Here is a 26,385-nt window from a genome sequence, read left to right on the forward strand (position 1 = left end):
TGAGTTTTTGATTTTTAACTTTTAACTCCTTTTATGGTTGAAATTCTGATTTGGAGTTTGATGCTTGGCAGTCTCGGCTTGGAGGCTGCGGTTGTGGGTCTTTTGGTGAGCTACGAGCAATTGGATGCGGGGCAAAAATGCGATGAGGAGGAGGAAGTTTTGACTCGGTACGAATCTCAAGAGGATAATTTTAATACGCCTGAAAATGCGCGAGCCAATGGCAATCCCAAACCCGCTCCCAATTCTGTTGATTTGACGGTTTGGGAGTACAAGATTGTGCGGGCTAGCAACGATTTGTTCCGCAATCCTGCGATTTTTCAGAAGCTATGCCGGGAAGAGGCGGAAGTTGGCTGGATTTTGCTCGAAAAGCTAGACGACAGGCGGGTGCGGTTCAAACGTCCGATCGCGCTGCGGGACGCGCCGATGCCTAATTTACCACTGTTTGACCCTTACCGCACTCATTACGGCCCAATCTCGACTGCGATGAATTGGGCTGTGGCGATCGTGTTTCTGAGTGCGATCGTCCTTCCTGCTGTTTTGGGCTATGCTTTGGTGTCTACTACTCTAAGCAGAAGTCGCTCTAATTGGCCTCCGGCACCTGTTCAATCTTTGCCTTCTCCCAGCGAGCCAGCAAGTACGAATTAAGACTTGGGTAGTTGGTGATATCATCTTAGTAATTAGTCCTGTTATTTTTAAAACTAAATTACAAGATGAGGAACTTTCACTAACAGGTTAACAATATGACAGTAGAATTAAGAAATAGGGCGCGAGCGCTTCTCCAGATAGCTCTCAACAACACACAAGCTGACTTTCGAGACGGCCAGTGGGAAGCGATCGCCTCTTTAATCGAAGAGCGCTCGAAACTGCTCGTGGTACAGCGCACTGGTTGGGGTAAAAGCTTAGTCTATTTTTTAGCAACTCGGCTGCTGCGAGATAGAGGAGCCGGCCCCACACTCCTGATTTCACCTCTACTCGCTCTTATGCGAAACCAAATTGCGGCAGCCGAGCGAATTGGTATTAAAGCAGCAACAATTAACTCCTCCAATACAGAGGAATGGCAACTCGTAAAAACTCAGTTGCTAGCAGGAGAAATAGATATTCTCCTAATTTCCCCCGAAAGACTCGCCAATCAAGACTTTACAAACACCATTCTGCTACCAATATCTCAGAGAATTGGGTTATTTGTCGTCGATGAAGCCCACTGCATTTCCGACTGGGGACATGATTTTCGACCAGATTATCGCCGGATTGTCCGAATTTTGCAAGCTCTTCCTCAAAACATACCTGTTTTAGCCACAACCGCTACAGCTAACAACCGAGTTGTTAACGATATCGTCGAGCAATTAAGTTCAAATCTCCGCGTCATCAGAGGAAACTTAATTAGAGAAAGCTTGCAACTTCAAAATATCGCTCTGGGCAGTTCAGCAGCAAGAATGGCATGGTTAGCAGAACAGTTGCCCAACTTACCCGGAAGCGGCATTATTTACACCCTAACTGTCAGAGATTCCGAACAGGTCACGGACTGGTTAACCATTCAAGGAATTGATGCTAAAGCCTACCACGCAAAGCTAGAAAATGTAGAAAAAGAAGCCTTAGAAAACCAACTTCTCAACAACGAAATTAAAGCGTTAGTTGCAACTGTAGCTTTAGGAATGGGTTTTGACAAACCCGATTTAGGATTTGTCATTCATTACCAGCGTCCCGGTTCCGCAGTTCATTATTATCAACAAGTAGGGCGAGCGGGTAGAGCCGTAGAACAAGCATATGGTATCCTTTTAAGCGGCGATGAAGATGACGAAATTACAAACTATTTTATCAGAACAGCTTTTCCTCCACAAGCCCATACGCAGGAAGTTTTAATGGCGCTTAACCAAGCCGATAATGGCTTATCTGTTCCCCAGTTAGAGCAAGAACTAAATTTTTCTCAAGGTAAAATTGAGAAAGTTTTAAAACTGCTATCCCTGGAATCACCAGCCCCGGTGAGCAAGCAAAATTCCAAGTGGTATGCTACCCCTGTTAACTATCAGCCAGACAGTGATAAAATTGAACGTCTGACGCAAATTCGTCGCCAAGAACAAGACAAAATGCGAGAATACATGGGCGAAAAAAAACAATGCCTCATGGCTTTTATTGCAAAAGAATTAGATGATCCCAATCCAACTAAGTGTGGCAAATGTGCTGTATGTTTAGGTGAATCTTTACTGCCAGAAACCCCTTCTATGGAAATTGTAAATCAAGCAATTCAGTACCTACGGCGGTGCGATATAATTATCGAACCCCGCAAACAATGGCCTTCAAAAGCATTTCTAATTTACCGTTATTCGGGAAATATTCAACCTAATTTAAGAGCGGAAGGCGGAAGGGCGCTGTCTTTGTGGGGCGACGCAGGTTGGGGAGAATTAGTTAAACTGGGTAAGTATCGGGATAATAATTTTAATGATGTACTGGTTGAGGGGGCTTTTGAAATGATTCAGCGCTGGCAACCTCAACCATTTCCCACTTGGGTGACTTGCGTACCTTCTTTAAATCGTCCCGAGTTAGTACCAAATTTTGCTCAAAAGCTGGCTGATCGATTAAATTTGCCTTTTAAGCCAGTCATTCGGAAAATTAACCCAACACGACCTCAAAAAGAGATGAATAATAGTTATCAGCAAGCTCATAATTTGGATGGTGCATTTGCGATAGACACTTGGGAAGGAATAAAAGGAACAGTTTTCTTAGTTGACGATATGGTAGATTCCCGGTGGACTTTTACAGTCATTGCGGCACTTTTACGTCAACGTGGTAGCGGGTCAGTTTTTCCGCTAGCATTATCCCTCAACTCTCTCGCCGATTAGATATATGAATCATGTACTACCACCAGATACTCAAGCAATTTTACTCTTGTGCGCTAGCTTCGGGCAAAATCGGCAAACAGAACCGCAGCCCTTAACGCTTAGCGAATATAATTCTTTGGCTAGCTTGCTGCGCGAAAATCAGATGCGCCCTGCGGATTTGCTAAGTCCAACTTGTTTAAACGTGTTACAATCCATTCCGGCAAGTAGGATTGATTTTGGCAGAGTTTCGGCGTTATTAGAACGAGGGGTAATGCTGAGTTTAGCTGTAGAAAAATGGACGAATCAAGGGCTGTGGATATTGGGAAGAAGCGACTCTGAATATCCTAAGCGTCTCAAGCAAATCTTGAAACATTTAGCACCAGCAATTCTCTATGGAATTGGCAACATAAAATTGCTAGGTCAGGGAGGATTGGCTATTGTTGGTTCTCGGGATATTGATGCAGAAGGACTCGATCGCACTCAGAGAGTTGCACAGATTTGCGCCGAACAAGAAATGCAGGTAATTTCAGGCGGCGCGCGCGGGGTAGATACGGCGGCAATGTTAAGCGCGCTAGAGGCGGGAGGAACGGCTGTTGGCGTACTGGCTGACAGTTTGGCCGCTTCTGCTGTTGCTGGAAAATATCGCGCTGGCATTAAAGAAGGCAGACTAACTTTAGTATCTGCTTGCGATCCCAATGCTCGTTTTAATGTTGGGAATGCGATGGGGCGAAACAAATATATTTATGCCTTAGCCGATCGCGCCCTTGTCATCAGTTGTTCCGTCGGTACTGGCGGTACTTGGGCGGGTGCAATAGAAGCGTTAGAAAAGATCAAAGATGTCCCGGTTTTTGTGCTAGATGATGCCGTACCAGAAGGCAATCGCCAACTGCTGAAACGGGGAGCACAACCTTTGCCATTTCCATTTATACCTGGGAGTTCAATAAGGGGAAAATTAAGGGAAATTTTGGAGGCTAAAGCATCAGAATTTGGAGCAATCGAAACTGCAAGAGAAACGGGGAGAAATCCACAAGAGCAAAGTGCGCTGTTAGAAATTGCAGCCCCAGTTACAGAAGTGGAAATAACAGGCTCATTAACATCAGAAATTGCAGCAGATCCAGTGCCGTTAAACTCGGAATCGACCATTGTATCTACAAAAACAGAAGTGGCAGTGCCAGCCTCGGAAGAAATAGATGTTGCATCTAATGGAACTTCGGAAGATGCGATTCCCTACGGGATAGCTTCGCCGCGCGTACAGGAGAAAACACCAACAGTCCAATTTCCTCCAAAAGATATTTACGAAGCAGTTTTACCCTTGATTCTCAGTAATTTAGAGCAACCGTTAGATGATAAATCTCTTGCGGAACTTCTGGATGTTCAAATAGGGCAAATGCGGCTATGGTTAAAAAGAGCAGTGGCAGAAGGTAAGGCGATAAAAACTAAGAATCCCGTGGCTTATGTAGCCAATCAAAAAGCAGCTTTATTATCTTTGCTGGAGGAAGGTGCATAACCCACGGTGTCTCAGACTTCCGTGGGTGAATTCTGCAATTTTCCCATCTAAAATTTAAAGTTTAAAATCGATTGACTTCTTAAATTTGGGGCGGTATTACTGAGGGAGCGGAAAGCAATCTCAAGTCATAATTTGTATCGCCTTGAAATTGAGAAACGCGGACAAAATAAGTCCCCGCAGGTAAAGCCCCATTGCTGACAATTGTTTCTGAAGCCGTGCCTAAATTGTTAGACGAAGCAATAATATCGTCTAATCCAACTGCGCCGTTGCCGTTGAGATCCTGAATTAATTCTACATCAACATCTGCACTCAAGCCGTCAACAGTTACACTGAAAAGGCTGGGACTATTGAGGATAAAACTGTAAATGTCGGCGGGTTCAGCAGATCCCACAAAATCGCTCGCAGTTTGAATTTCAGTCAGAATGCCCAGGCTTTTTGCTGCGTTCAAATTGTCGGCGGGAGCGGGGAGAGTGCTCAACAGTCCTTCTTGTTGACCGAATTGAATGTAATGGTCGATCGCACTTTTAACTGCGCCGCTATTGACTGCTGCTGCTACCAGCGGATATTTTTCTAGATAAAAGCTGGGATCGAAGAAAATGCTGGCTTTGCGGTTTTCTAATTGACCGGCTTTGAAGTAGTGTTCAAATGGGGTAAATTGATTTGTTTGGACTGCAGTCAGCACGTCTGGGTTGCTTGTTAGATAAAAATTAACATCGAAGAATGGGTTGGGGTTGCGTAGTTCAAATTGACCGAATCTGATAAAGTGATCGGCCCCTGAAAAGCCGTTGAGTTTGGCTGATACCGCTACATCTGTATTGGTGTCTAAATAATAGCTGGCGTCGAACAGGGCATTTGGGTCGCGATTTTCAAATTTGCCAATTTTTCGGTAGTGATCGAAGGGACTCGATACCGTGCCTCTGGCAACTGCTACGGCGACATCTGGGTTGTTTTCGAGATAAAATTTGCTGTCGAACAGTGTTCTGAGGGTTAGCATTATTAAAAAAATCTCTCTGGACTTTAGTCTGGAAAGTGCACGATCGAGAATCCAGTTTACATCAAAGTTTTGTTTTGTGAGGATGTCTTAATTATGGCTAAATCTGCACTGATGGCTATGCTGCGCCGCGCTGCGAGTATTGCCCAGAAATCAAGGGAAACGGGCATTCCGGCTGATGAACTGCTGGGGATGCTGACCGTGAAGCGAAGCTATCCCGTAGGGAATCGCATTCCTAATTCTGCCATATCTCGTCGCCAGTTGCTGCACGGGGGTTTAGCTGCTGCGGGGGCTGCCGCTGCTGCGACTTTTACCAGGGATGGAGGGGGAGCTTTTGCTCAACAGGGCGGACGATCGCCGATTTTGGTTGTGGGTGCGGGAATTGCGGGTTTGACGGCGGCTTATCGCTTGCGCCAAGCGGGTGTGCGCGCCGATATAATCGAGGCAACTAACCGCGTGGGGGGGCGGATACGCACTATTCCCAAGGTGGCTGGAACGCTAATTCCGGCGGATTTGGGGGGAGAATTTATTGACACCGGTCATACTAATTTAATCTCGCTGGCGACGGAATTGGGTTTGCGGGCGATCGACTTAGCCCAAGTGCAGAGTGGACTGGTGAAGGATACTTTTTTCTTTGAAGGACGGCGCTTTTCTCTTGAGCAATTAATCGCCGATTTTGCGCCCCTAGCTAGTAAAATTAGTGCAGATTTGCAGGCGGTTGGCGATGAAATTAGCTATCTTGATTTTACGGAAGCAGCGGAAAGATTGGACAATCTTTCGATCGCTGAATATGTAGACCAAGCTGATACTAGCACTATTGTCCGGCAGTTACTCCGCATTGCTTATACGGGAGAATACGGTCGAGATCCTGAAGAACAGTCGGCGTTAAATCTGCTTTTTTTAATCGGTGCTGAATCTGGCAGTTTTGAATTGTACGGCAACAGCGATGAGCGTTATCAAATTGACGGCGGCAACAGTCAAATTATCAACAGTTTAGCCGGTCAATTATCTGGTTCGATCGAGGCGGGGACGGTTTTGGAAGCGATTACTCTTTTGCCGGATGGCCGCTATCGCGTAAATTTGCGATCGGGACAAAGCGCCTTCGATCGCACTTACGAGCGAGTTTTGTTAACTTTGCCATTTAGCACTCTGCGAGACGTTAAAATTAACGTACCTTTGCCCCAACCGAAGCGTAGGGCGATCGAGCAATTGGGTTACGGTACTAATTCTAAGTTAATTACTGGCTACCGCAGCCGAATTTGGCGGGAACTTTATCGCTCGACTGCTTCTGTTTATAGCGATTTAGGATTCCAGAGTACCTGGGAAGCTACGCCTTTCGCCCCTACTCCTAACGGTTTAGTTACTAATTTTACAGGAGGAAAGCAGGGTTTGGCGATCGGTGCGGGAACTCCAGAAGACCAAGCACAAAGATTTTTAAACCAATTTGAAAGAGTTTTTCCCGGAGTGAGAAATTTGCGATCGGGCAAAGCTGTGCGAGCATATTGGCCGGGAGAACGCTTTTCTAAAGGTTCTTATTCCTGCTATTTAGTCGGACAGTGGACGCAAATGTACGGCGTTGAAGGCGAACGAGTTGGCAATTTATATTTTGCCGGGGAACACACTTCGCTGGAAAATCAAGGTTACATGGAAGGCGGTTGTGAAACTGGACAAAGGGCGGCTTTTGAAATTTTGCAAGACTTGGGTTTGATACCTTCTGCTAATGCTTTGAATGCTCGAACTGCGAGTAGTTTGAACAATCGCAGTCCCAGCCGGAAAATTCCGGGAGCGCGGAATCTTGGGAATAGAAAGCCGAGTATTAGATAATCTCGTAAGGTGCGTATTTAATGCTTGTTTGCCGTTGCTCCTAGCCCGTGCATCTAATTCTTGTGGGGAGTAGGGGTTGGGCTTCTAGCCCGCCCAAAAATACAATTTAGATGCCCAACAGCTTATGGCGTACAACTTATCAAATAATCTCGTCCGGGTTAATTCCCCGATCGCGCAAATATTCAGCCAGTCGTTCGGCCCGTTCACGTTCGCGATCGGCCCGTTCACGTTCGCGTTCGGCCCGTTCACGTTCTCCTGCTAACTGTTCTACACCCCATAAAAGCAGATTTCCTGCTTCATCCCACCAGCGCAACCAATAGCCTGAACGCTGTTCTTTCTCCCCCCGCCACGTTCCTAAATACAAACCAATATCTGCCATCCAGTGACGACCTTCCGCGTCGGGAAATTCTAATTCGTATTTGCCATTTTCCAAGCGATATACTTCCAGCAAGCCTGTTTCTGGGTCAAAAATGACGTAAGTTGGTACTTGCAGAATTTGTTCGTAAAAAAACCACTTTCCAGGAGGAAAAGTACGTTTGACAGAATATTCGCCGCCGTCTGTTTCTGACAAGAATTCCATGACAATGGTGGGAATTTCTCCTTCCAAGTTTGGGGTATAACTTTTGCGGTCTCTTCTCGATTCGGCAGGCAGTACCGACGGTACATAAACCCAATCTGGTGCTTTGATGACTAACTCGCCGTTGACTGTAGCGCAAATGCCAAAGTTGCTGGCTATCAGCATTCGTGGCCCGATCGATCCTCTCAGTTCTAAGATTTCTCGCAGTGCTCCAGCAATTAGCGGTTGACCTGTATTCTCCACTGGTTTTTCTTCTAATTGGAAGTCGTCGGGCAACTTCTCCCAAGTTACGATCAGTTCTAACGTTTTTTGTCCTGGGTTATTTTGAGTAACGACCATGACTTTATTTTCTAAATTGTGATGTCTTATGATAGCATAATTTAAATAGTTGACAGTTGACAGTGAGCTTTTTAGATTTGTAGGTTGGGTTGAGGAACGAAACCCAACACATCCTTGCCGCGAAAAAGTTGGGTGCAGTGAAACGGAGGGTTAGTTCACTCGTGCCCAAGCTACGCAATCTCATTTTTATAACATTAACTGAAACCTATTTATATATAGATATGTAAGCGGAAATTTTAGGTAAACTATTTAGTAAAATTAACTTGAAAAAATCCTGAATAAATATGAAAATTTTACATTTAACCGTAGCTTTATCGAGTTTGCTAATATCGCCGATATCTGCTCGTCCTTGGCTTGCAGACGCTACAAATACACTGGCTCAAAATTTACCAGTTGATGAGCCGTTTTGCTACATGAAAACCCCCGACGGCAAAACAGTAGACTTGGGCAAATTGTGCGATAAACAGCCAGCATCGGGAACTGCCAAAACTTGCATTCCCGGTTCCAACATCGCTGCAAAAGTGTCAATTGCGGCGGCAAATTATGACGGCAACTTTTTTAGCGGTCAAGTGCTTAATCAAGGCTGCAAAACAATCAAAAATGTCAAAGTCAATTATGAAGTTTTGGACGAGTCAGGCAATTTAATTGACAACGGATTTATCTTCGCTCAACCAGTTACTCTTGCACCCGGACAGTCAGCCACCTTTCGGGGTGCAGTTGTCGCGGGGGCTAAGGTAGTAGCTACTCATGCAGACGCTCAAGAATGATTGTTGAGATTTGTCCGATCGCTGTTATCATATTCTGGCTCAGATATCTCTATGACTTACGCAATGAGTGACCCAGAGATCCCCCTAAATCCCCCTTAAGAAGGGGGACTTTGAATAATAAATAATCTTGTCCCCCCCTTATTAAGGGGGGTTAGGGGGGATCGAAGTTTGAATATTCTTGCAGAGATCCCCAAAAACAGAATTTGCGAGGGCAAAATATCTTGAAAACTCGATCGACATACTGGCAAATCTTACCCTACCTCCGTCCCCAAAAACAAACCATCGGTAAAGCATTAGCTTGTACCGTAGTATTTACCATATTTTGGCCGATTATAGCGTGGCTAGTTGGCGAAACAGCCAAATTTATAGGTAAAGGAGATTTACAAGGGTTCGCTCAAATTGCTGCACTCAGCGCCATTATATTTCTAATTCGCGGTACAGCCCAGTACGGTCAAGATACGCTGATGGCAAAAGCAGCTTTGACTATTGCTTTGGAAATCCGCAAAAAAGTCTACTCCCATCTTCAAAATCTCAATATCGGCTACTTTGAAACCGCCAAAACCGGAGACTTATCCTACCGCCTCACCGAAGATATTGACCGCATTGGCGAAGTAGTAAATAAATTTTTTCATCAGTTTATCCCTTGTGTTTTGCAGCTAATTGCCGTCCTGGGATATATGATTTATCTCAACTGGCAATTAACCTTGGGTGCATTAATTATTGCACCGCTGATGGCTATTTTAATTGGTTGGTTTGGTGAGAAACTGCTAAGTTACTCGCGCCAAAGTCAAAATCGCATCTCTGATTTATCCGCGTTGCTGACTGAAGTATTCAGCGGCATTCGCTTAATCAAAGCATTTGTGGCTGAAGACTACGAAATTGCCCGCTTTGCAGAAGAAGCAGAACAAAACCGGCGCGCTAAGTATTTGTCAGAACGAATAAAAGCACTTCAATTCGTTGTAGTTGGCTTTCTGGAAGCGATGAGCGTAATTTTGCTCTTTTTCCTGGGAGGTTGGCAAATTTCTCAAGGAAATCTCACAGGTACTCAATTTATCAGTTATATCGCAGGGGTGGCACTTTTAATTGACCCGATCGCCATTACCACTGCTAATTACGGGGATTTTAAGCAGGGAGAAGCTTCTAGCGATCGCATTTTTGAATTATTAGCAATTCAACCAACAGTAGTCGAAAAGCCTGGGGCGATCGAACTTCCCCATGTTACAGGCAAAGTCGAATATCGCAACATTAATTTTGCCTATAACTCAGAGACACCCATTCTGCAAAACATGAGTTTGTTGGTGCTTCCGGGAGAAATGATTGCTCTCGTGGGTGCATCCGGTGCGGGTAAAACTACTTTAGTAAACTTGTTACCCAGATTTTACGATCCGCAAGCGGGACAGATTTTAATTGACGGTATTGATATTCAAGATGTCACCTTAAATACTCTGCGGAGGCAAATCGGAATTGTACCGCAAGAAACGATTTTATTTTCGGGTACGATTGCTCAAAATATCGCTTTCGGTCAATCTTATTATGAACTGAAAGATGTTCAAAAAGCTGCGGAAATTGCTAACGCTCATCAATTCATTAGTCAGTTTCCTGACGGCTATCAAACTTGGGTGGGAGAAAGAGGTGTAAATTTATCTGGGGGACAAAAACAAAGAATTGCGATCGCCCGTGCAGTTTTGCTTAATCCGAGAATATTGATTTTGGATGAAGCGACATCGGCGCTGGATTCGGAATCCGAAGGTTTAGTGCAGGAAGCGCTGGAAAGATTGATGCGCGATCGCACGGTGTTTATTATCGCTCACCGCTTGGCTACTGTGCGGAGAGCCGATCGCATTTTAGTTTTGGAAAAAGGCAGAATTGTGGAATCGGGGACGCACGAGGAGTTGCTCGAAAAGGGCGATCGATATGCTGGCTACTACGCTCAGCAATTTAGTCAGTAGATACGTTAGAAACCGGGTTTTTAGCCGTTTCTGCTGGCCTCAACGAAGTATTCTCGTAAAAAACCCGGTTTCTGACCACCCGTGCGTAAGCGATGCTTGGGATAACTCTAGTAACGGAGGACACGGCAATGCCGTTTCCCTACCCCAAAATCATCGATTTTCCTCGATGAGAAATGTAACCCTCGCCCGATTAATTGTAGGGCCACGGCACTGCCGTGTCCTAATTATGGGTAATATCAATTCCGATGCAGCATGGTAGGTTTAGTTGTTCCATGAGTTTCTTTCTTTTTCTAGTTCCCGGTCAATTTCTTCAACAGTTCTGGAAACATGACGGCTGCGGATTTCTGTAAGGAATTCCAACACTTTACGCCGCCCGCCTTGAGGCTTTTCTGGTATAATTACAAAAACTTCAACCTCTTCGCCCACAGATCCAGGCGGCACTTGAATTTCCAGTTTATTTCCTGCAAGAACTTTGGTTGTAATCCGTATTGCTGACTGCATAGTTTCTCCTTGGCGATGATTAATTGTCAACAGCACCTAAAGCTTTGAGCGTGCATTTTTCAACTTTCGTTAAACCCGTAACTCCAGCAATATTCATGTTTTCATAAGGTCTGTCACTTTTGAGTATTTTGAGGCACTCACCGGTCTCAATCTCCCAAATCATAATTGTGCCATCCCGACTGCAAGCAGCAATAATTTTATCATTTGAACAGAAGGCAACTGAGTTAATTCTACTCGTATGACCTTGTAAGATTTTTAGACATTCACCTGTACGGATATCCCATAATCTTACCGTTAGATCGACACTTCCACTAACAACTATTTCACCAGAATAACTAAAGGCAACTGAACGTACCCAATCAGTATGCCCCTGCAAGACTTGGAGACATTCACCAGTATGGATATCCCATAGTCTTATTGTTCGATCGACACTTCCACTGGCAAGTATTTCACCGTTCTGGCTAAAGGCGATCGCGCGCGCCGCACCCGTATGCGCCTGCAAAATTTGGAGACATTCACCAGTATGGATATCCCACAGCCTTACCGTTCCGTCAAAACCTGTAGTGGCAAATATCTCGCCCAAAGGACTGAAAGCAGCCGAGTGTACAGAATTGTTATGCCCCTGCAACGTTTTGAGGCATTCGCCAGTACCGATATCCCACAACCTCACCGTTTGTTTATAACCTGCACTCGCAAGTATTTCACCATTTGGAGTGAAGGCGATCGATCGTGTTTCATTGCCAAATTCTGGCAAAGTATGGAGGCATTCACCACTGCGAATATCCCATACCCTCAATGTTTCGTCATAACTGCTGCTAGCAAGTAGCTTACCATTTGGACTGAAAGCAACCAAGTCTACCCGATCGAGATGTCCGTGCAAGATTTGGAGGCACTTACCGCTGCTGACATCCCACAGCTTGACTGTTTTTTCGTCATCGCCGCTGGCAAACATTTCACCGTTTGGACTGAAGGCGATCGACCTTACTTGATTGCTATGCCCTTGCAGCGTATTCAAGCATTCACCGCTGTTAATAGCCCACAGCCTCAGCGTTTTCTCGTAACTACCACTAACAAGTATTTCACCGTTTGGACTGAAGGCGACTGACCCTACTCGATCGTTATGCCCTTGCAAAGTATTCAAGCATTCACCGCTGTTGATATCCCACAGTTTTGCTGTGCGATCGAAACTTCCACTTGCGAGTATTTCCCCGGAAGGACTAAAGGCGATCGACCGTACTTGATCCAAATGTCCCTCCAAAGTTTTGAGAAATTCACCAGTACCGACATTCCACAGCCTCACTGTTTTGTCGGCGCTTCCACTAGCAAGTATTTCACCAGCAGAATCGAAAGCAACTGAAAATACGTTTTTAGTATGACCTTGCAAAGTTTTGAGACATTCACCAGTACCGATATTCCATAGCCTCACTGTTTGGTCGCCGCTGCCACTAGCAAGCATCTCACCAGCAGGATGGAAAGCAACTGAAAATACAACTTTAGTATGGTCTTGCAAAATTTTGCAGCATTCGCCAGTGCGAATATCCCATAACCTTACCCTGCCATCAAAACTCCCGCTAGCGAGTATATTTCCATCTGGATTGAAGGTGACTGACATTACTGATTCGGTATGTCCCTCCAAAACTTTTAAACATTCACCATTCTTGACATCCCATAACTTGATTGTATTTTCATAACTCCCGCTAGCAAGTATCTTACCGTCAGGACTAAAGGCGACTGACTCCACCACGTTAGTATGTCCTTTACAGGTCAATATTTCTCTGCCACTGCTAGGTTCCCACAAGCGAACTACGCCATCAGTATCACCTGTAGCTAACAGTTTGCCATCAGGACTAAATATGACCGATCGAACACTGCCGAAGATTTTAGTAAAAGCAGAATTAGCCAAATTCGCTTCTGCAAAATTGACGTGGCGCAGCGTCGCATTTGTAAAATCAGCACCTAAAATAACCGCATGAGAAAGGTTTTTTGCTTCTAACGCAGTCCGATCGATTTTCACCAACAGCGTCGCCGCATTCCCTCCCACATAACCTACCTCACTTTCAGTGTTTCCCCGCGTTGCTTCCAGAATTTCCAATAATTCCTCCGTAGCTGCCCCTACATCGAGGCAGGGCCGGCACGAGGACACCGCCCCTACCATTGGTAACAACAAATCCATCACTGCTTTTGTTAGCGGCGCGTGTCCGAAACTCTGGCGAAGTTGCCCTAAATCTTCAGCAACAAATCCCTTCAAAGGTGCGATAAGTTCGTTGTTATTTCTCTTCTGGGCCTGAAGCCGACAATAATTAGACCAAGTGTACGATCGAGGTTCTGCATCAGGATTGACACAAGACTGTTCCGGCGCAACTAATTCGGTAAAATCTGCGGCCAAAACTCCCAATTCTGCTGCAAATTTATAAGCGACAAAAAACTCTAACAACGAACGATGCGCCGGAGTATAATCGCCATCTGCATTGCGGATTAGCATCGTTTGACCCATCATGTCATAGTGCCAGTGGTCTAAGTCTTTTTCCTCTTGGACGACGGAACCAAACAAGCTGCGAATGCGATCGGGAAAACCGCGATAATTCAGGCTCATTTGGTTGGTAGACAGCATTTCCCAAGACAGTTCGCACAAAAAGTAAAGCTTATCTGCTAACGAAGTAAAGGTGCGTTCTGCTTTGATATCTCTCTCTATCTTCCGCCGCACCGCATACAGATAAATCCGCGACATATCGACTGGTTTTCCAGCTTCAATATCGGGCAATGCTTCCAAAATTAACTCTGTCATCACAGGGCGACGCGCTAAATCCAATAGTTGCGGGTTTCCCATCACTTTTTCTACTGTCGCCGCTTCTGTTTGAAATGACAGCGCTTGGCTAATTTGTTGGTCGTTAAATTTCTCTAATTCTAAGACTTCAAATTGGGGAGTTTCGCCGGTTAAAATGGTTGTTGATGCTTGCAGTTCTGCATTGAACAATGCCCGTCCTTCCTTGCCTTCAGGAAAGTGTTCGGTACGGCAAGTGAGGATGACTTTTGCGCCGGGAACGACGGCTTTTGCTAGTTCCCAGAAGTTGTTGATGGTTTCTTGCCGATCGCACTTAGCGGCCATTTCATCAAAACCATCGAAAATCAACAGAAACTTGCCCATCCGATTTAGCTGTTCAAAAGCCGAATAACCCGCCAAAGGTATCTCGTGTTTCCGAAAGAAAAACTCGGAAAATAGCGACTCGACACTAACTGCTTTGGCGTAATCTCGCAGCGGAATTACTAACGGTAAACGCGGACGTTCTAAGCCGCGCTTTTGAGCATTTCGGTAGCGTTGCAGCGCCATCCAAGCATAGTGCATCGCAAACCAAGTTTTCCCGGTTCCAAATTCTCCTAAAACTGAAATATGTTCTTTTACTGGGTCATCCAACCACAGGTCAATATAACCTTCAATCCAGCCATCTCGCTCGCCATAATGACTCACGCCTATCTTGCGGTGAGTATCGGGGTCAATTTCTTCTTTTGTACAAGCTAGCGGCACATATTTGGTATCAATTTCCCTGTTTTTGATTTCAGTTTCTAGCCAATCGAGATAAGCGGTAAAATCGGCATCTTGGTCGAGCAATTCATCGAAGGTAAAGCAAGCTATATCGCTATTTTCATCTTTTTCTACTTCATCCCGCGCAGCGCTACTGATGCGGCGGGCTGTGACTAACCATCCTTCATCGGTGCGCTGTTTTTCCACCGACTCGCGCAGGGCTGAGATGTCTCTGAGTCCGGCTTCTCCGGCAATTCCGCGCACTAAAATGCGATCGTACCGATTGCGTCTGACAGGAACATTGATAATCCACTCAAAATAGTTATCCTCCGAGATTTGATAGGTTTCAAACTTATAACTTAATGTTTCAAACCACCCACGAACTTGTTGTGATAAAATAAAAGCTTGAGACTTTTGAATATTAGTTGATGCTGCTGCCGGAAGTGCGGGATAATCTTCGGCTTCCAACCGCGCAAATTCGGTGCGAATTCCTTCGATAGTGGGAAGGCGTTCGATGCGATCCATTACCATAGATAGGCGTTTTTGCAAAGAGGATATCGCATTTCCCACCATCACATCTCCCAGCGTCCGCGTCCGCTTTGCTACTTCCATAAACACGGCGGCAAATGCCATGAATTCCCGTCTGGGGTCAATGCCTAAATCTCGAATTTCTTTGCCTAAAGCACTTTCATTCAGATATTCATCGCCTGCTTTAATTAAAATGGCTGGGCTGTCGGACTCGAAGGCTTTGCGAAATGCTGATTCAATCTCTTTTTGGCGAAACAGTTCTAAAATCTGCTTGGGTTTGCCAGCGCCGTATTCTACTAAAGTATAAACATAAACTCCGCTAAAATCTGCCGGCGGAGCATCGGGGTCGAGGTTAAATTTTTTTAAGAGTTTGATGACAGTTTCGTTGCGCTGAAACTTGTCTTTGATGGTGCCGAAGGGAATTGTCGTCAGGATACTGATAACTAAGTCGAGACTAATTAACATGATTTAGGCTTTCCTGTTTTTCCGTGGAAGTAATGCTCAAATCTCGAATCGGTAGGCTGTGTCCCTGAAATGCGCTGCGGGCGATCGCAAACTGCTCTATTTTTATGTTAACCCATCAGCGAACTGTCGCCCACTGACATTCCGAGATTTTCACAGATATTCGCACAGTCCGACATCCCGCCAGGGGTTGAAACCCCTGTCGAGAGAGCGAAACTCCTCTTGCATAGGACTGTGGAATCGTATTTTTATTTAGTAATTTGATTCAACCCAGATATTGAATGATATCAAATCTATTAACATCAGAATTATTAATCTCTCTCTTCTCTTTCTCTGTGTTCTCTGCGTTCTCTGTGGTTAAATCATTCCGATCGAACGCTCGATGTTGCACAAAGAGTCAATAAAGGGATTTTCGATGGGGTCGGGCGGGTTTATTTAACCTATTTGCACCCCAAAAGGCTCTGGGCGAACCCGCCCCTACTTCACACGAATGGTGCAACATATCATATCCAACCGAAATTGATATGATATATAATAAGATTGCTTGATGAAATTCAATTCACAACTCCGAGAATTTTGAATAAATTCTTCAGTCCTATTAAGAGGACTTTAGCTTTGAGGCAGGGGTTGAAACCCCTGCCGGACTGTCAGATAGTGCGAAATCAGACGGCGGAAAATCAACCAAAAATATTACCATTTTTTCCGCAACCTGACAACGATAATATCGAGAAAAAACCGACATATATTGTAGTAATAATAGCTCTCAGCTTAGTGGTCATCTCAGAGTTGACAAAGTTAAAATATAGATAACTAACAAATAAAACTTGCTATCTATGAAAATACAATCTTCTGTCTTAGTCCACCTGGGATTTGGCAAATATGTACGCTCCGATCGAGTAACAGCAGTAATACCAATTGAAGAAGAACGGGGGCCTGGTCGGCGCACTTTCGTGCACGTAGACGGCGAAGCAGACCCGATCGTTGCTTCGCGCGCGGAAGATACAATTGTTCGCGATTTGGTGCAGGAACCGCGCGAAATAACTCAAGCTCGGCAGCAACAAGAAATCCTGCAAGATTTGCTGGCAGATTTGAGCAATGTTAACGTCACCGTGCGCCGCATCAGCCGCGATGAAGGCGGACTCGATCTCGAACGTTTGGAGCGCCGCATTCGCCAAATTTTAGAAGCCTAAAAAAGAAAGACCGCCCGGGCGGTCTTTCTTTTTGTTTCTGTCGCTCAAAAATTTAACTTCATGGTTTCAATGTAATTTCGATGTCCGCTAAACCAGTAAGTTTTTCTACCACTGGCTCTTCTTCAATTCGCGGTACAAAAATAGTTAAACCTCCCGGAACGCACTCAATAGAAACCGGAGTCATGCCGATGATTTCCCCGTCTAAAACCACTTTTTGAGGCGGATCGGTAGTAATTTTTATTTTTTTTGCCCGCAAATAACCGATGTCGTCGCGATCGGTAGGATTGCCACTCAAAGCTGTTTGCAAAAGGTGATAAGAAGCTGCGATCGCCCCTGCTTTATTCTGAGGCGCAACCAGCGTCACGTCCAGCAAGCCGTCATCAAAAACAATCCCCGCCGGGCCTTGAGCTAAAATCGAAGTAGCCGGCGCTGCATTCGCCACTGTCACGGCCACAGCAGTAAGGCTGATAATTTTATCTTCGGTTTCGATTTCCGCTTCAAATCTTTCTAAATTGTTTAACTGTTTAATTCCTGACAGAATGTAAGCCAGCATTCCCCAGCGATTCTTCATTTCGCGATCGGCTAGTTCGACGGTTTCCGCCTCAAAACCCACTCCCGCTAACAAAACCATCGGCATTTCACCGTTGCAAATCGCCGCATCCACCACCCGCGTCAACCCTCCAAAAATAGTGGCGCAAGCGGTTTCAATTGTATTCGGAATATCTAAAGCATTAGCAAAAGCATTAGCCGTTCCCCGCGAAATAATTCCTAAAGGAATATTTGTGCCGACAATCGCCCCAGCAACTGCTGATAATGTGCCGTCGCCCCCGCAAGCAATAATTTCCTCAACTCCTCTATCAACTGCTTCGCGGGCGATTTGATCTGCGTCTAATTCTGGGGTTGTCAGCCGAATGTCTAAGTCAATAAAAGGCTCTAAAAGTTCCTGAATTTTAGCTAAGTCTTGGTCGGGGTCGCTGTTGCCGGCGACGGGATTGAAAATTAGGCAAGCTGAACGTTTCATAGTTTGTAATAGGTAATAGGTAATACGTAACGTTTATATCGAAGTTTCGCTCCCCCTAAATCCCCCTTGATAAGGGGAGTAGGGGTTGACTTTGAGTGTTCTTGTCCCCCCCTTATTAAGGGGGGTTAGGGGGGATCAATACTCAACTATAACCCTTATTTAGACATGGTTTTAACATTAAGTTAACACAAATGCCATGCCCGCTAAACTTCGACAACAACCCTCACCTATTTTTCAAAGGTTTAGTTAAGACTTCACAAAAGTCCACTCTAAGACTTCGCGGGGAGCTTTGTGCAACGCTTCCTTAATTTCCTCGTTGCTGTCAAACTTGACTTGATTCAAATTGCACGCTTCGACGTTCACAGTAAACTTATCTTCTTCAAAAGGCCAAGGAGTTACAGTCACGAGTTCGTTGCTGTGCTGTACAATATCGTAGCGCTTGCCGTCCGGGCCGACAGCAATTTCTAAAGCTCGTTCTCCGGCGGGTAACTCGCGGCAGCAAAGAATTAATGATAGCCGATCGCACCACTGGAAAAAAGCATAAGCTGCCTTAGCATCTTCCTCGGAAATATTCAACTCTTTTTGCCATTTTTTTTGATTTTCCAGTTGTTCGTCCAAAAACTCGTCGAGTTCCTTCGACTCTCCCCGCTTTCCTTCGTTGAGATAACTCATGTGCATAGAAATCAGCATGGCTACCCACCTACCACGATATAGGGAATTCTCCGTCATGGCTTTAATTTTCGGCAGAGAAGTTTCCGTCTGCAAGGTAAAATCAAAGGGCGCGCCCGCTTCAGTCAAAATATTTTCTTCCCACTCTTTCTCCAAATCATCGTGATGCGAAATCGCGGCTATGGTTTCGTACAAGCGAAGCGGAGATTTCGATCGCTTCCACTGTCCGCCAAGTTGGGCGGCGAGCAAAGCGTGGGCGCGGTGGTAAATAATTTCCCAGCCGGTGGCGGTTAAGTTAGCAATCATTGAATTTTTCTCCTGAATTAAGTGAAGTTGGTTTTGTGGAACAGGTATCTTGCCTGTTTGGGCGGGCTCGCGTGCCCAACCCACAATCAAATTGAATTTTTGTGGAACAGGCCGGAAAGCCTGTTTGGGCCGGCTAGAAGCCCAACCCCTACTCCCCACAATCAAATTGAATGACTGATGTTAAATCACAAAAGGTTCGATCGAGATCTCCTGCCATTTCCCCTCAAATCGTTCGACAACCATAGGTCGGATGCGGAACTTCGGGGGGCATCCGTCGAGAACATCAATCCGCAAACACGAATAAGGACGGCGTTTGTGGGAACCTTGACCGCTGCGGCCGACAAATAGCAAAGACTCCGCTACCCGCCGGCTGGCTGTTTCCGAACCAGACTCCCGCGCCAAGCGATAAGCTTCAGGACTCAATGCTTCCTCCAACACCGGCCCTTCCGGGCGCTGGCGGCGGAGACTGTGGCCGCTTCCCCCGCAGACAATCCAATTAATCCCAGAGTCGCCGTGTCCGGTATTCCCAGTCCGCAGGTATTCCAAACAGTGAGCGTGGCCCGTCAGCACCAAATCTACTAGCGGACGCCCCCGCGCCACATCCCCAACTGCATCGGCCACCCCGTCGAGTACCTCGCGCAATCGCCACCGAACCGCCAAAGTTTGAGCTTGATTCCACTTTGTCGCCTCGGTCACGTAGGGGGGATGGTGCAGGTAAATTACCCGCCCCCGCACCTCGGAATCGCCCCAAGAGTTAATCAGCCTTTTTTTCAGCCATTCGAGCTGTTCAACGTCGGTGGCGGCTGTTTTGTCGGGGGACAGTTGTTTGTCAATATCCATCAGCATTTCGTCAACTTGCTCTAATTTGGCGGTCAAGTCGTCTAGCTGTTCGTCTTCCTCGGGAATCTCCGGCTTGAGCCGATCGCACATTTCGAGCATTGCCAATTTTTCTTGTTCCAACTTCTGGCGATCGAGTTCCAAATTCTGGCGGCGAATGTCGCCCTGTTTGGTTTTCGGGATCGGTAAGGGTTCGTTGAAGGTGTTGGAGTCGAGGGCGAAGAAGTCGATGCCGCCGCTGCGGAAGGTGTAGTAGCGGTTGGGTAAGCGGGTAAAGTGTCCGGGTTGGTAGCGGATGCAGCGGCCTGTGCTGGTGCTGGCGGTGTAGTGGGCGTCTAGGTGGCGATCGAGTTCTCCCGGCATTTTGTGAGCTTTGAGGTAGTCGAGAAAGGCTTTGGCGTAGGTATTTCCGCGATCGGAACCGTGCCAGCCGACATCGAGATCCAACTTGGCACCCAACAGCCGCCGCAGCGGCAAAGCTGTCGCCGACAGAAGGCCGTAGACTATCGGCAAGTCGTAATAGTCGTGGTTTCCTGGTACGGGCAAAAACGGAAAGTTAAACACCATGCGATCGTAGGCAATCCGAGAGGGATGCTCGCCGCCGACTATAAATTCTCGGTAAGGGCGAATAAAGTTTTGCAAGTAATATTCGCTGGAACCTACGAGATAAACTACATCGCCCGTGTGGAGGACGAAACGGCAAGTTTCGCGCTCGGAGACCATCTGTTCGGCAATCTGCCGCTGGGGATTGTAACCGCGGTGATTGCCCGTGCCGCTGTCGCCTACGACTAAAAACGAAAACTCTGGAGAGTCGGTGGTTTGAGATTCTAAAACCATCCGAGTTTGGTCGATTCCCCGATGGACGATCGACTGTTCTTGCCACCGCACCCGCTCGTTCATTTTGCGGATTTTGACTGTTATTCGCGGGTCGGACACGAATTTCAATTCACCTAGTCTCCCAAATTGCTGAGTTCCTAGTTAATCATAGTGTAGCGATCGGGCGAGTTTTCACATCTCTCTAAAAGCTGAAAATCGAGGCGCGGGTACTCAGAAACCAGGTTTTTAGGAGAATACTGCCTGACAACTGACATTTTGTCGCATTCTCAATAAGCTTTTTAGGAACAGGCAAGATGCCTGTTCCACAATAAAATTCATCTCTTGTGGAACAGGCATCTTGCCTGTTCTTGAGAATGGTGCAACATCTCAGTTACAACTCACATCTTGTCGCATTCTCAATAAGCCTGTTATGGGCGGACTCTGGGGCCCAGCCCACAAAAAAACTCACTCTTTGTGGAACGGGTCGTCCAGCCTTTTAAGCGAGAATGGTGCAATATGTGAGACGATCGCGCTTGGAGTCGCAGAGTGCGATCGATCCCTACACCCTGCCCGAAATGGGCAACATCAGATAGAATTTCGGGTTGGTATTTAGGCAGACAGCTTGGAGATTCGTCAAAACCACAAATCCCATCATCGCGAGTAATGTACCGATTTCTAGTTATTCGTTTTTTTCACAAGCCATAATTGTTTGGCGATAAAGCTTGCACATCACAGTAAAGAGCGTTATTCTTAAAGAGACAACTTAAAAACGACTCACAGATACTTATGACGTAGCCTGCCTAGCACCCATTTGCATAAAATATCCAGCGTGAATTTTACTTTCAGCGGGATAGTTGTGTCAAAAAAAGGTGCCAAAATGGGAACAGGTAAATCAAAGCTGCATAAGTTGACCGTAGAAGCAATTAAAGCGGGCCGCATCTGTATTTCAGTACACGCCATAGATCGCATGGAAGAATGTGATCTTCTGGTAGAAGGCGTTATCGATTCAGCGCTGCGTGGCACTGTGATTGAAGAAAATTTTTACTACAAACGTTATTATAATCCTACTTGCTCGATCAACGGCATCACCAAGAGTGGTGTTAAAGTTAATAGTGTCTGGGCATATAATGAAGAGACAAAGTGGGCTATGCTCGTTACAGCGTACTGTGATAAAGGCTGGTTCAGCCGCCGTGTAAGGAGATAAAGTTGCTGCCTTTTGAGAAATGCCCCGTTTGTGCGGGGCAAATACTAGAAAAAGAAGTAAATCAGAAAATCAAAGGAGGCGGAAAAGTAGTAACGCTCAAAGTTCCCGCCTATGTTTGCAGTCAGTGTTCGGAACGACTGTACTCTCTTGATATTGTCAAGAAGTTTGAAAGGATCAAAGCACAACTCGAACGCCCCGTTTAGCAGAGTGTATATGTTTTGCACTTATTCCATACTTGACTGATATTGCTGTGAACAAATTTAAGCAGCCTGAAATAATCGTTCTAGCTTCTTAGTTGCTGGCAATGGTTTACCTTCTGCTTGACAGCTTTCGATTAGCAACTCTAGCACCTCTCGCGCATTATAGATAGCTTCTTCATAAGAATCTCCGTGAGTTACTGGTTGCATTACATCCTCAAATTCAGGCAAAAACACGACAAAGCACCGATCGTCTTCTGACCATTGGATCACAACTGTATATTTCATGGTTCTGTCTCCTCTGCTTCGATTTGCCTCAGCACCTCAATTGTTTCGTTGACTAACTTCTCTAAATATAGTTTAGCATCATTTCCGTCTTTGCCAGCTATGATAATAGCCTTGGCTAATTTGGGATGCTTCCACTTACTATGACTGCCTTTTGCGGGCTGACAAATGAATCCTGCTTTTAGTAATAGGCTTTTCAATTCTCTAATCTTTTTAGGCATAAGTGAATGGGAGCAGATATTGTACAATAACTCTACGCTATCTGTAATCGTTTTCGCAAAGTCTGACGTTCTGGTAGAGGTTTGCCATCTTCTTGATAAAGTTCAATCAATGTTTCTAACAATTATTGTCCGTATTTGGCCGCTTCCTCGTAAGTGTGTCCGTGAGTGCAAGGCTGCATGACCTCGGTAAACTCCGGCCAACTGACAACAAAAAGTCGATCTTCTTCTGACCACTGGATGATGAGACTGGAATAGCTCTTCATTCTTCTATTTTCTTGAGCTTCTGCTTAATCTAATTGTCGCTCCTCAATTCTATTTATTGTTAATTCTTGCTCCAAGCGTTGAGCAAATATTTGGAATATTTTGACATCTTCCGATGAAATATTACACTCAATTTCCTCATTCTGAACTCGAATAACTTCTCCTCTACCGTCTTTAGCCGTAATTGTTAGAGTTGGCCCTTTCATCCAGAGTCGATATCTTTCCCCGTCATAACATCGGCCACCTTCGGGTGCAGCTTCTCCAATCTTCCGTAAGGCTTGTTTCGCAGTTTCTGTTACAAAATCAAAGTATTCGTAGAAACGAGTTTTACTAGCAAATTCCTGTACCCTATTATTTTTTTCTAATTTTTCAATAATTTCGGCAACAGTACAAGGAGGGTTTTTTAGAGCCTCAGCCTGCTGCCGAATTACTTCAACGATTGACTCAGGGTTATTATCGAAAAGCTCACTTAGAAATACATCCGGGTGCTGTGCCTCAATTCCATAAGGTTCCAGAGCCTCCTTTGGGAAGTGTTGGAGGTTATCTGTAACGATGATTTGAGCATTTGCGACAATCGCAGCAGCTACAACATGACGATCGCCCGGATGGTTTGTCATTGCTTCCACCAAACTTGCAGGCACTTTGACAATTGCTTCAGGAAAGGAGTATTTAATCTGTTCCTGAAAATATTTTGCTTTGACATCTGTCATTATGCCTTTTTTTACAAGATTGCGGGTAGCACCATCTAGAATTTCTTGTGAAAAGTTAACGCTGTACAACTCAGCCTCGGCAGCACGCAGCAGCGTATCGCATAAAGGCATAGGGAAGATGACGCAGGAATCTAGAACAACAGAAGAAACATCCATCTTACTTAGCTAGATCGCACACCCCATCTTCGTAGAACCCCTCATCCTGAAGAAATTGGGTTAGTTCTTGCAGCCCTTGGCGACGCTTTACTTTCCGCTGTTCTTGATAATTTATTAAGTCTTGGAAAGTCACTCGTCGATGTGAACCAACTTTGATATGGGGAATTTCTCCTGTTTCTAGTAACTTGATTAGAAAGGGTCTAGATACCTTCAAAATCTCAGCAGCTTCTTGTGTTGTCAACTGGCAATTGTGAGGCATTATAGAAATGCGCTGACCTGATGCCATCATATGAACGATATGAGACAACATACGATAGACAGATTCAGGAATAAGAATCTCTTCTCCGTTGCTTCCCACTAATTTTGCTTGCGAAGGATCGAGGTTAAGAATCCGCTCTAATTCAGCTATTGATTCTTTTTCTTGTTCTTGAACCAAAACGGACTCAAGCGATGCTTTTTGGCTCAACATAATTAATCTCTTTTTTGATTTGATTTTTTTCTATCGAAAGCAGAAAGTCAATCTGTGTTAAAATCAGGGGTTTAAACCCCTGATTTTAACACAACCATTTTTTATTGCTCATTGCTCAGCAGACTGAGGCTGCGATTGGGTAAAACCTGTGCGACCCTTGCTGAAAGGGGTTTGCAAGTATTTGTCAGGAACATAATTAGTTGTTTACTTTACAGTAACACCTACAGTGCCATAAACGCAATATCCGAAACAAACGAAATATTCAAATCCAGAAATCGGAAAGTTCGATCGCCCGAAATTCCCCCTCCCGACTGAAGACGGATGCCGCGCAGAGGTACAATAGGACGATCGCATTCCCCAACTCCCACCGTGATAGAGCGCTACACTTTGCCCGAAATGGGCAACATCTGGACTGAAACCGCCAAACTGAAAAGCTGGCTGCAAGTAGAAATCGCTGTCTGCGAAGCTCAAGCCGAACTCGGCTACATCCCCGCCGCCGCAGTCGAAGAAATCAAAGCTAAGGCTAATTTTGACCCCAAACGAGTCCTCGAAATTGAAGCCGAAGTCCGCCACGACATGATCGCTTTCTTGACAAATGTCAACGAATATGTAGGCGATGCCGGCCGCTACATTCACCTCGGCTTAACCAGTTCCGATGTGCTGGATACTGCTTTGGCGCTGCAATTAGTCGCCAGCGTCAATATCTTGTTAGAACGTGTCGAAGAATTGAGTCAAGCTATTCGCTATCAGGCTCAACAGCATCGCAATACCGTCATGGTTGGCCGATCGCACGGAATTCACGCCGAACCCATCACCTTTGGCTTTAAACTAGCAGGATGGCTGGCAGAAGTCTTTCGCAACCGCGCCCGATTGGTGAATTTGCGATCGTCCATTGCAGTCGGCAAAATCTCCGGCGCAGTCGGAACCTATGCTAATATCGATCCGCGAATAGAAGCGATCGCCTGTCAAAACCTCGGACTCGAACCCGATACCGCATCCACTCAAGTCATTTCGCGCGATCGACACGCCGAATACGTCCAAACCTTAGCACTCTTAGCCGCATCGATCGAGCGTTTTGCAGTAGAAATCCGCAACCTGCAACGCACCGACGTTCTCGAAGTCGAAGAATTCTTTTCCAAAGGGCAAAAAGGCTCATCCGCCATGCCCCACAAACGCAACCCGATTCGATCGGAAAGACTCACAGGAATGGCGAGAATCGTCCGCGCCAACGCCGTCGCAGCCTTAGAAAACGTTGCACTTTGGCACGAAAGAGACATCTCTCACAGTTCCGTAGAACGGATGATTTTGCCCGACAGTTCTACAGTAACTCACTTCATGTTAGTAGAAACCACAGACTTAGTAAAACACCTGCTAGTCTATCCCGAAAACATGAAGCAAAACATGAACCTTTACGGCGGAGTCATCTTCAGCCAGCGCGTGATGTTAGCTTTAGTAGAAAAAGGCACCAGTCGCGAAGACGCCTACAAAATTGTGCAATCTTGTGCTCACGAAGCTTGGAACAAACCGGGCGGCAATTTCTACAATTTAATTGCTAAGGACGATCGGGTAACAGCTAAGATGACCACCAAAGAAATTGATGATTGTTTCGATCCGCAGTATCAATTGAGGCACTTAGATTTAGTGTATCAACGCTTGGGAATTTAAAAATCTTTTGAATTTCCTACTAAAGATACAAGATGGATCGTAATCCTTCATCTATTTCTTCCTGTAAATCTTGTGGTATTGTGCCAATGCACTCAATTAAAAACGTTTTGTCCACAGTAAAAAGCTGAGAAATATTAGCCACAGAATCCTTGGGTAAACCTGTGGCTTTACTCGGTAACGAGACATTACCTGGTGCTTCCGCTAACCGTAGATTAGAAGTAATGATGACGACGATTACAGTGCTAATCCGACTCTGAGTAAAAGTATCATCCTGAACAATTAAGACAGGACGGCGATATCCAGGTTCTGAAGCAACTGGAGAGGGTAAGTTTGCCCACCAAATTTCTCCGCGATACATTACCAATCCTCATGGGGTAAGGACATAAATTGCATCTTTGCCAAGACTGGATCTAGTTCAGAAGACTCTTCAGAATAGACTTGATTTAGTTTGCTCAAAATTCGCTCGCGGTTGTGTCGCCGCAGATACGCCTGCAATGCTTTTGTATAAAGCTCACTGCGTGATAACCCTAACTGACTAGCCAAAGCCTCGGCTTCTTCAAAAACTAAATCTGGAAGTGAAATTGCAGTTTTCATAGC

General features: G+C 45.5%; 24 protein-coding genes. 10 read left to right on the forward strand and 14 right to left on the reverse strand.

Annotated features, from left to right (window positions below; genetic code table 11):
- Nucleotides 1–33: 33 nt before the first annotated feature.
- The 3 genes from QUB11_RS02735 (at nucleotide 34) to QUB11_RS02745 (ending at nucleotide 4,323) form a co-directional block, all read left to right on the forward strand.
- A complete protein-coding gene (locus QUB11_RS02735; RefSeq protein WP_333389652.1) occupies nucleotides 34–645 on the forward strand; it encodes a hypothetical protein in 612 nt (203 codons plus the stop codon).
- A 95-nt stretch (nucleotides 646–740) separates the two neighbouring features.
- Complete coding sequence (locus tag QUB11_RS02740; protein WP_333389654.1) at nucleotides 741–2,837, forward strand: RecQ family ATP-dependent DNA helicase; 2,097 nt, start codon at nucleotides 741–743, stop codon at nucleotides 2,835–2,837.
- 4 nt (nucleotides 2,838–2,841) lie between these two features.
- A complete protein-coding gene (locus QUB11_RS02745) occupies nucleotides 2,842–4,323 on the forward strand; it encodes a DNA-processing protein DprA (RefSeq protein ID WP_333389657.1) in 1,482 nt (493 codons plus the stop codon).
- 79 nt (nucleotides 4,324–4,402) lie between these two features.
- Here QUB11_RS02745 and QUB11_RS02750 read toward each other — a convergent pair whose 3' ends face one another.
- Nucleotides 4,403–5,317, reverse strand: a complete 915-nt coding sequence (locus QUB11_RS02750) for a PPC domain-containing protein (protein ID WP_333389659.1) — start codon at nucleotides 5,315–5,317, stop codon at nucleotides 4,403–4,405.
- A 93-nt stretch (nucleotides 5,318–5,410) separates the two neighbouring features.
- Here QUB11_RS02750 and QUB11_RS02755 point away from each other — a divergent pair, with 93 nt between their 5' ends.
- The gene (locus QUB11_RS02755) at nucleotides 5,411–7,138 is read left to right on the forward strand and encodes an NAD(P)/FAD-dependent oxidoreductase (protein WP_333389660.1); all 1,728 of its coding nucleotides are present in this window, start codon (nucleotides 5,411–5,413) and stop codon (nucleotides 7,136–7,138) included.
- 139 nt (nucleotides 7,139–7,277) lie between these two features.
- On the opposite strand, the gene QUB11_RS02760 is transcribed toward QUB11_RS02755, so the two are convergent.
- The gene (locus QUB11_RS02760; RefSeq protein ID WP_333389662.1) at nucleotides 7,278–8,054 is read right to left on the reverse strand and encodes a Uma2 family endonuclease; all 777 of its coding nucleotides are present in this window, start codon (nucleotides 8,052–8,054) and stop codon (nucleotides 7,278–7,280) included.
- Between the two features lie 284 nt (nucleotides 8,055–8,338).
- On the opposite strand from QUB11_RS02760, the gene QUB11_RS02765 reads away from it, so the two are divergent.
- Together QUB11_RS02765 and QUB11_RS02770 are read left to right on the forward strand one after the other, a co-directional pair.
- On the forward strand, nucleotides 8,339–8,821 hold the full coding sequence (locus tag QUB11_RS02765; protein WP_333202005.1) for an FxLYD domain-containing protein: 483 nt from the start codon (nucleotides 8,339–8,341) through the stop codon (nucleotides 8,819–8,821).
- 221 nt (nucleotides 8,822–9,042) lie between these two features.
- Nucleotides 9,043–10,770 (forward strand): ABC transporter ATP-binding protein, encoded by a 1,728-nt coding sequence (locus QUB11_RS02770; protein WP_333389664.1) that lies wholly within the window; start codon nucleotides 9,043–9,045, stop codon nucleotides 10,768–10,770.
- Nucleotides 10,771–11,031: 261 nt separating this feature from the next.
- On the opposite strand, the gene QUB11_RS02775 is transcribed toward QUB11_RS02770, so the two are convergent.
- Both QUB11_RS02775 and QUB11_RS02780 read right to left on the reverse strand, forming a co-directional pair.
- Entirely contained in the window at nucleotides 11,032–11,271 is a 240-nt protein-coding gene (locus tag QUB11_RS02775) for a hypothetical protein (protein ID WP_333389665.1), read from the reverse strand.
- A 19-nt stretch (nucleotides 11,272–11,290) separates the two neighbouring features.
- Nucleotides 11,291–15,784, reverse strand: coding sequence for a WD40 domain-containing protein (locus tag QUB11_RS02780; protein ID WP_333389666.1), 4,494 nt, complete (start codon nucleotides 15,782–15,784; stop codon nucleotides 11,291–11,293).
- Nucleotides 15,785–16,614: 830 nt separating this feature from the next.
- Between QUB11_RS02780 and QUB11_RS02785 the strand changes: the two genes are divergently transcribed.
- A complete protein-coding gene (locus QUB11_RS02785) occupies nucleotides 16,615–16,971 on the forward strand; it encodes a hypothetical protein (RefSeq protein ID WP_190740317.1) in 357 nt (118 codons plus the stop codon).
- Between the two features lie 58 nt (nucleotides 16,972–17,029).
- Here QUB11_RS02785 and QUB11_RS02790 read toward each other — a convergent pair whose 3' ends face one another.
- From QUB11_RS02790 to QUB11_RS02800, 3 genes are all read right to left on the reverse strand, one after another.
- Nucleotides 17,030–17,992 carry a YegS/Rv2252/BmrU family lipid kinase gene (locus QUB11_RS02790; protein WP_333201995.1) on the reverse strand — a complete coding sequence of 321 codons (963 nt, stop codon included), beginning with the start codon at nucleotides 17,990–17,992 and terminating at the stop codon, nucleotides 17,030–17,032.
- A gap of 246 nt (nucleotides 17,993–18,238) precedes the next feature.
- Nucleotides 18,239–18,967, reverse strand: coding sequence for a DUF3891 family protein (locus QUB11_RS02795; RefSeq protein ID WP_333201993.1), 729 nt, complete (start codon nucleotides 18,965–18,967; stop codon nucleotides 18,239–18,241).
- Between the two features lie 180 nt (nucleotides 18,968–19,147).
- Nucleotides 19,148–20,704, reverse strand: coding sequence for a metallophosphoesterase (locus QUB11_RS02800; protein WP_333389668.1), 1,557 nt, complete (start codon nucleotides 20,702–20,704; stop codon nucleotides 19,148–19,150).
- Between the two features lie 745 nt (nucleotides 20,705–21,449).
- Between QUB11_RS02800 and QUB11_RS02805 the strand changes: the two genes are divergently transcribed.
- Together QUB11_RS02805 and QUB11_RS02810 are read left to right on the forward strand one after the other, a co-directional pair.
- Complete coding sequence (locus tag QUB11_RS02805) at nucleotides 21,450–21,824, forward strand: DUF4258 domain-containing protein (protein WP_333141779.1); 375 nt, start codon at nucleotides 21,450–21,452, stop codon at nucleotides 21,822–21,824.
- A 2-nt stretch (nucleotides 21,825–21,826) separates the two neighbouring features.
- Nucleotides 21,827–22,027, forward strand: coding sequence for a YgiT-type zinc finger protein (locus QUB11_RS02810; RefSeq protein ID WP_333141777.1), 201 nt, complete (start codon nucleotides 21,827–21,829; stop codon nucleotides 22,025–22,027).
- 57 nt (nucleotides 22,028–22,084) lie between these two features.
- On the opposite strand, the gene QUB11_RS02815 is transcribed toward QUB11_RS02810, so the two are convergent.
- The 5 genes from QUB11_RS02815 to QUB11_RS02835 all read right to left on the reverse strand — a co-directional run bounded on the left by QUB11_RS02815 (nucleotide 22,085) and on the right by QUB11_RS02835 (nucleotide 24,123).
- Nucleotides 22,085–22,309: a type II toxin-antitoxin system HicB family antitoxin gene (locus QUB11_RS02815; protein ID WP_333141775.1), complete on the reverse strand. Its 225-nt coding sequence runs from the start codon at nucleotides 22,307–22,309 to the stop codon at nucleotides 22,085–22,087.
- A complete protein-coding gene (locus tag QUB11_RS02820) occupies nucleotides 22,306–22,527 on the reverse strand; it encodes a type II toxin-antitoxin system HicA family toxin (protein WP_333141773.1) in 222 nt (73 codons plus the stop codon). The genes QUB11_RS02815 and QUB11_RS02820 overlap by 4 nt, the downstream gene beginning before the upstream one ends.
- 122 nt (nucleotides 22,528–22,649) lie before the next feature.
- Nucleotides 22,650–22,790 carry a hypothetical protein gene (locus tag QUB11_RS02825; RefSeq protein ID WP_333389670.1) on the reverse strand — a complete coding sequence of 47 codons (141 nt, stop codon included), beginning with the start codon at nucleotides 22,788–22,790 and terminating at the stop codon, nucleotides 22,650–22,652.
- A gap of 24 nt (nucleotides 22,791–22,814) precedes the next feature.
- Complete coding sequence (locus QUB11_RS02830; RefSeq protein WP_333389671.1) at nucleotides 22,815–23,654, reverse strand: PIN domain-containing protein; 840 nt, start codon at nucleotides 23,652–23,654, stop codon at nucleotides 22,815–22,817.
- A 1-nt stretch (nucleotide 23,655) separates the two neighbouring features.
- On the reverse strand, nucleotides 23,656–24,123 hold the full coding sequence (locus QUB11_RS02835) for a helix-turn-helix domain-containing protein (RefSeq protein WP_333261979.1): 468 nt from the start codon (nucleotides 24,121–24,123) through the stop codon (nucleotides 23,656–23,658).
- Between the two features lie 369 nt (nucleotides 24,124–24,492).
- Here QUB11_RS02835 and purB point away from each other — a divergent pair, with 369 nt between their 5' ends.
- Nucleotides 24,493–25,788 carry an adenylosuccinate lyase gene (gene purB / locus QUB11_RS02840; RefSeq protein WP_333039418.1) on the forward strand — a complete coding sequence of 432 codons (1,296 nt, stop codon included), beginning with the start codon at nucleotides 24,493–24,495 and terminating at the stop codon, nucleotides 25,786–25,788.
- 19 nt (nucleotides 25,789–25,807) lie between these two features.
- Here the strand turns inward: purB and QUB11_RS02845 are convergent, their stop codons facing one another.
- Entirely contained in the window at nucleotides 25,808–26,146 is a 339-nt protein-coding gene (locus QUB11_RS02845) for a type II toxin-antitoxin system PemK/MazF family toxin (protein WP_333149306.1), read from the reverse strand.
- The gene (locus tag QUB11_RS02850) at nucleotides 26,146–26,382 is read right to left on the reverse strand and encodes a hypothetical protein (RefSeq protein WP_333236631.1); all 237 of its coding nucleotides are present in this window, start codon (nucleotides 26,380–26,382) and stop codon (nucleotides 26,146–26,148) included. The genes QUB11_RS02845 and QUB11_RS02850 overlap by 1 nt, the downstream gene beginning before the upstream one ends.
- Between the last annotated feature and the right edge of the window lie 3 nt (nucleotides 26,383–26,385).

Origin of the sequence: Microcoleus sp. B6-A1, assembly GCF_036705085.1 — a bacterium.
Taxonomy (GTDB): Bacteria; Cyanobacteriota; Cyanobacteriia; order Cyanobacteriales; family Microcoleaceae; genus Microcoleus.

Excerpts from the sequence above, each read along its gene's own strand:
- QUB11_RS02735 (WP_333389652.1), top strand. The coding sequence starts at position 34 with ATGGTTGAAATTCTGATTTGGAGTTTGATGCTTGGCAGTCTCGGCTTG.
- QUB11_RS02740 (WP_333389654.1), top strand. The coding sequence starts at position 741 with ATGACAGTAGAATTAAGAAATAGGGCGCGAGCGCTTCTCCAGATAGCT.
- QUB11_RS02745 (WP_333389657.1), top strand. The coding sequence starts at position 2,842 with ATGAATCATGTACTACCACCAGATACTCAAGCAATTTTACTCTTGTGC.
- QUB11_RS02750 (WP_333389659.1), bottom strand. The coding sequence starts at position 5,317 with ATGCTAACCCTCAGAACACTGTTCGACAGCAAATTTTATCTCGAAAAC.
- QUB11_RS02755 (WP_333389660.1), top strand. The coding sequence starts at position 5,411 with ATGGCTAAATCTGCACTGATGGCTATGCTGCGCCGCGCTGCGAGTATT.
- QUB11_RS02760 (WP_333389662.1), bottom strand. The coding sequence starts at position 8,054 with ATGGTCGTTACTCAAAATAACCCAGGACAAAAAACGTTAGAACTGATC.
- QUB11_RS02765 (WP_333202005.1), top strand. The coding sequence starts at position 8,339 with ATGAAAATTTTACATTTAACCGTAGCTTTATCGAGTTTGCTAATATCG.
- QUB11_RS02775 (WP_333389665.1), bottom strand. The coding sequence starts at position 11,271 with ATGCAGTCAGCAATACGGATTACAACCAAAGTTCTTGCAGGAAATAAA.
- QUB11_RS02780 (WP_333389666.1), bottom strand. The coding sequence starts at position 15,784 with ATGTTAATTAGTCTCGACTTAGTTATCAGTATCCTGACGACAATTCCC.
- QUB11_RS02785 (WP_190740317.1), top strand. The coding sequence starts at position 16,615 with ATGAAAATACAATCTTCTGTCTTAGTCCACCTGGGATTTGGCAAATAT.
- QUB11_RS02790 (WP_333201995.1), bottom strand. The coding sequence starts at position 17,992 with ATGAAACGTTCAGCTTGCCTAATTTTCAATCCCGTCGCCGGCAACAGC.
- QUB11_RS02795 (WP_333201993.1), bottom strand. The coding sequence starts at position 18,967 with ATGATTGCTAACTTAACCGCCACCGGCTGGGAAATTATTTACCACCGC.
- QUB11_RS02800 (WP_333389668.1), bottom strand. The coding sequence starts at position 20,704 with ATGAACGAGCGGGTGCGGTGGCAAGAACAGTCGATCGTCCATCGGGGA.
- QUB11_RS02815 (WP_333141775.1), bottom strand. The coding sequence starts at position 22,309 with ATGAAATATACAGTTGTGATCCAATGGTCAGAAGACGATCGGTGCTTT.
- QUB11_RS02820 (WP_333141773.1), bottom strand. The coding sequence starts at position 22,527 with ATGCCTAAAAAGATTAGAGAATTGAAAAGCCTATTACTAAAAGCAGGA.
- QUB11_RS02825 (WP_333389670.1), bottom strand. The coding sequence starts at position 22,790 with ATGAAGAGCTATTCCAGTCTCATCATCCAGTGGTCAGAAGAAGATCGA.
- QUB11_RS02830 (WP_333389671.1), bottom strand. The coding sequence starts at position 23,654 with ATGGATGTTTCTTCTGTTGTTCTAGATTCCTGCGTCATCTTCCCTATG.
- QUB11_RS02835 (WP_333261979.1), bottom strand. The coding sequence starts at position 24,123 with ATGTTGAGCCAAAAAGCATCGCTTGAGTCCGTTTTGGTTCAAGAACAA.
- QUB11_RS02845 (WP_333149306.1), bottom strand. The coding sequence starts at position 26,146 with ATGTATCGCGGAGAAATTTGGTGGGCAAACTTACCCTCTCCAGTTGCT.
- QUB11_RS02850 (WP_333236631.1), bottom strand. The coding sequence starts at position 26,382 with ATGAAAACTGCAATTTCACTTCCAGATTTAGTTTTTGAAGAAGCCGAG.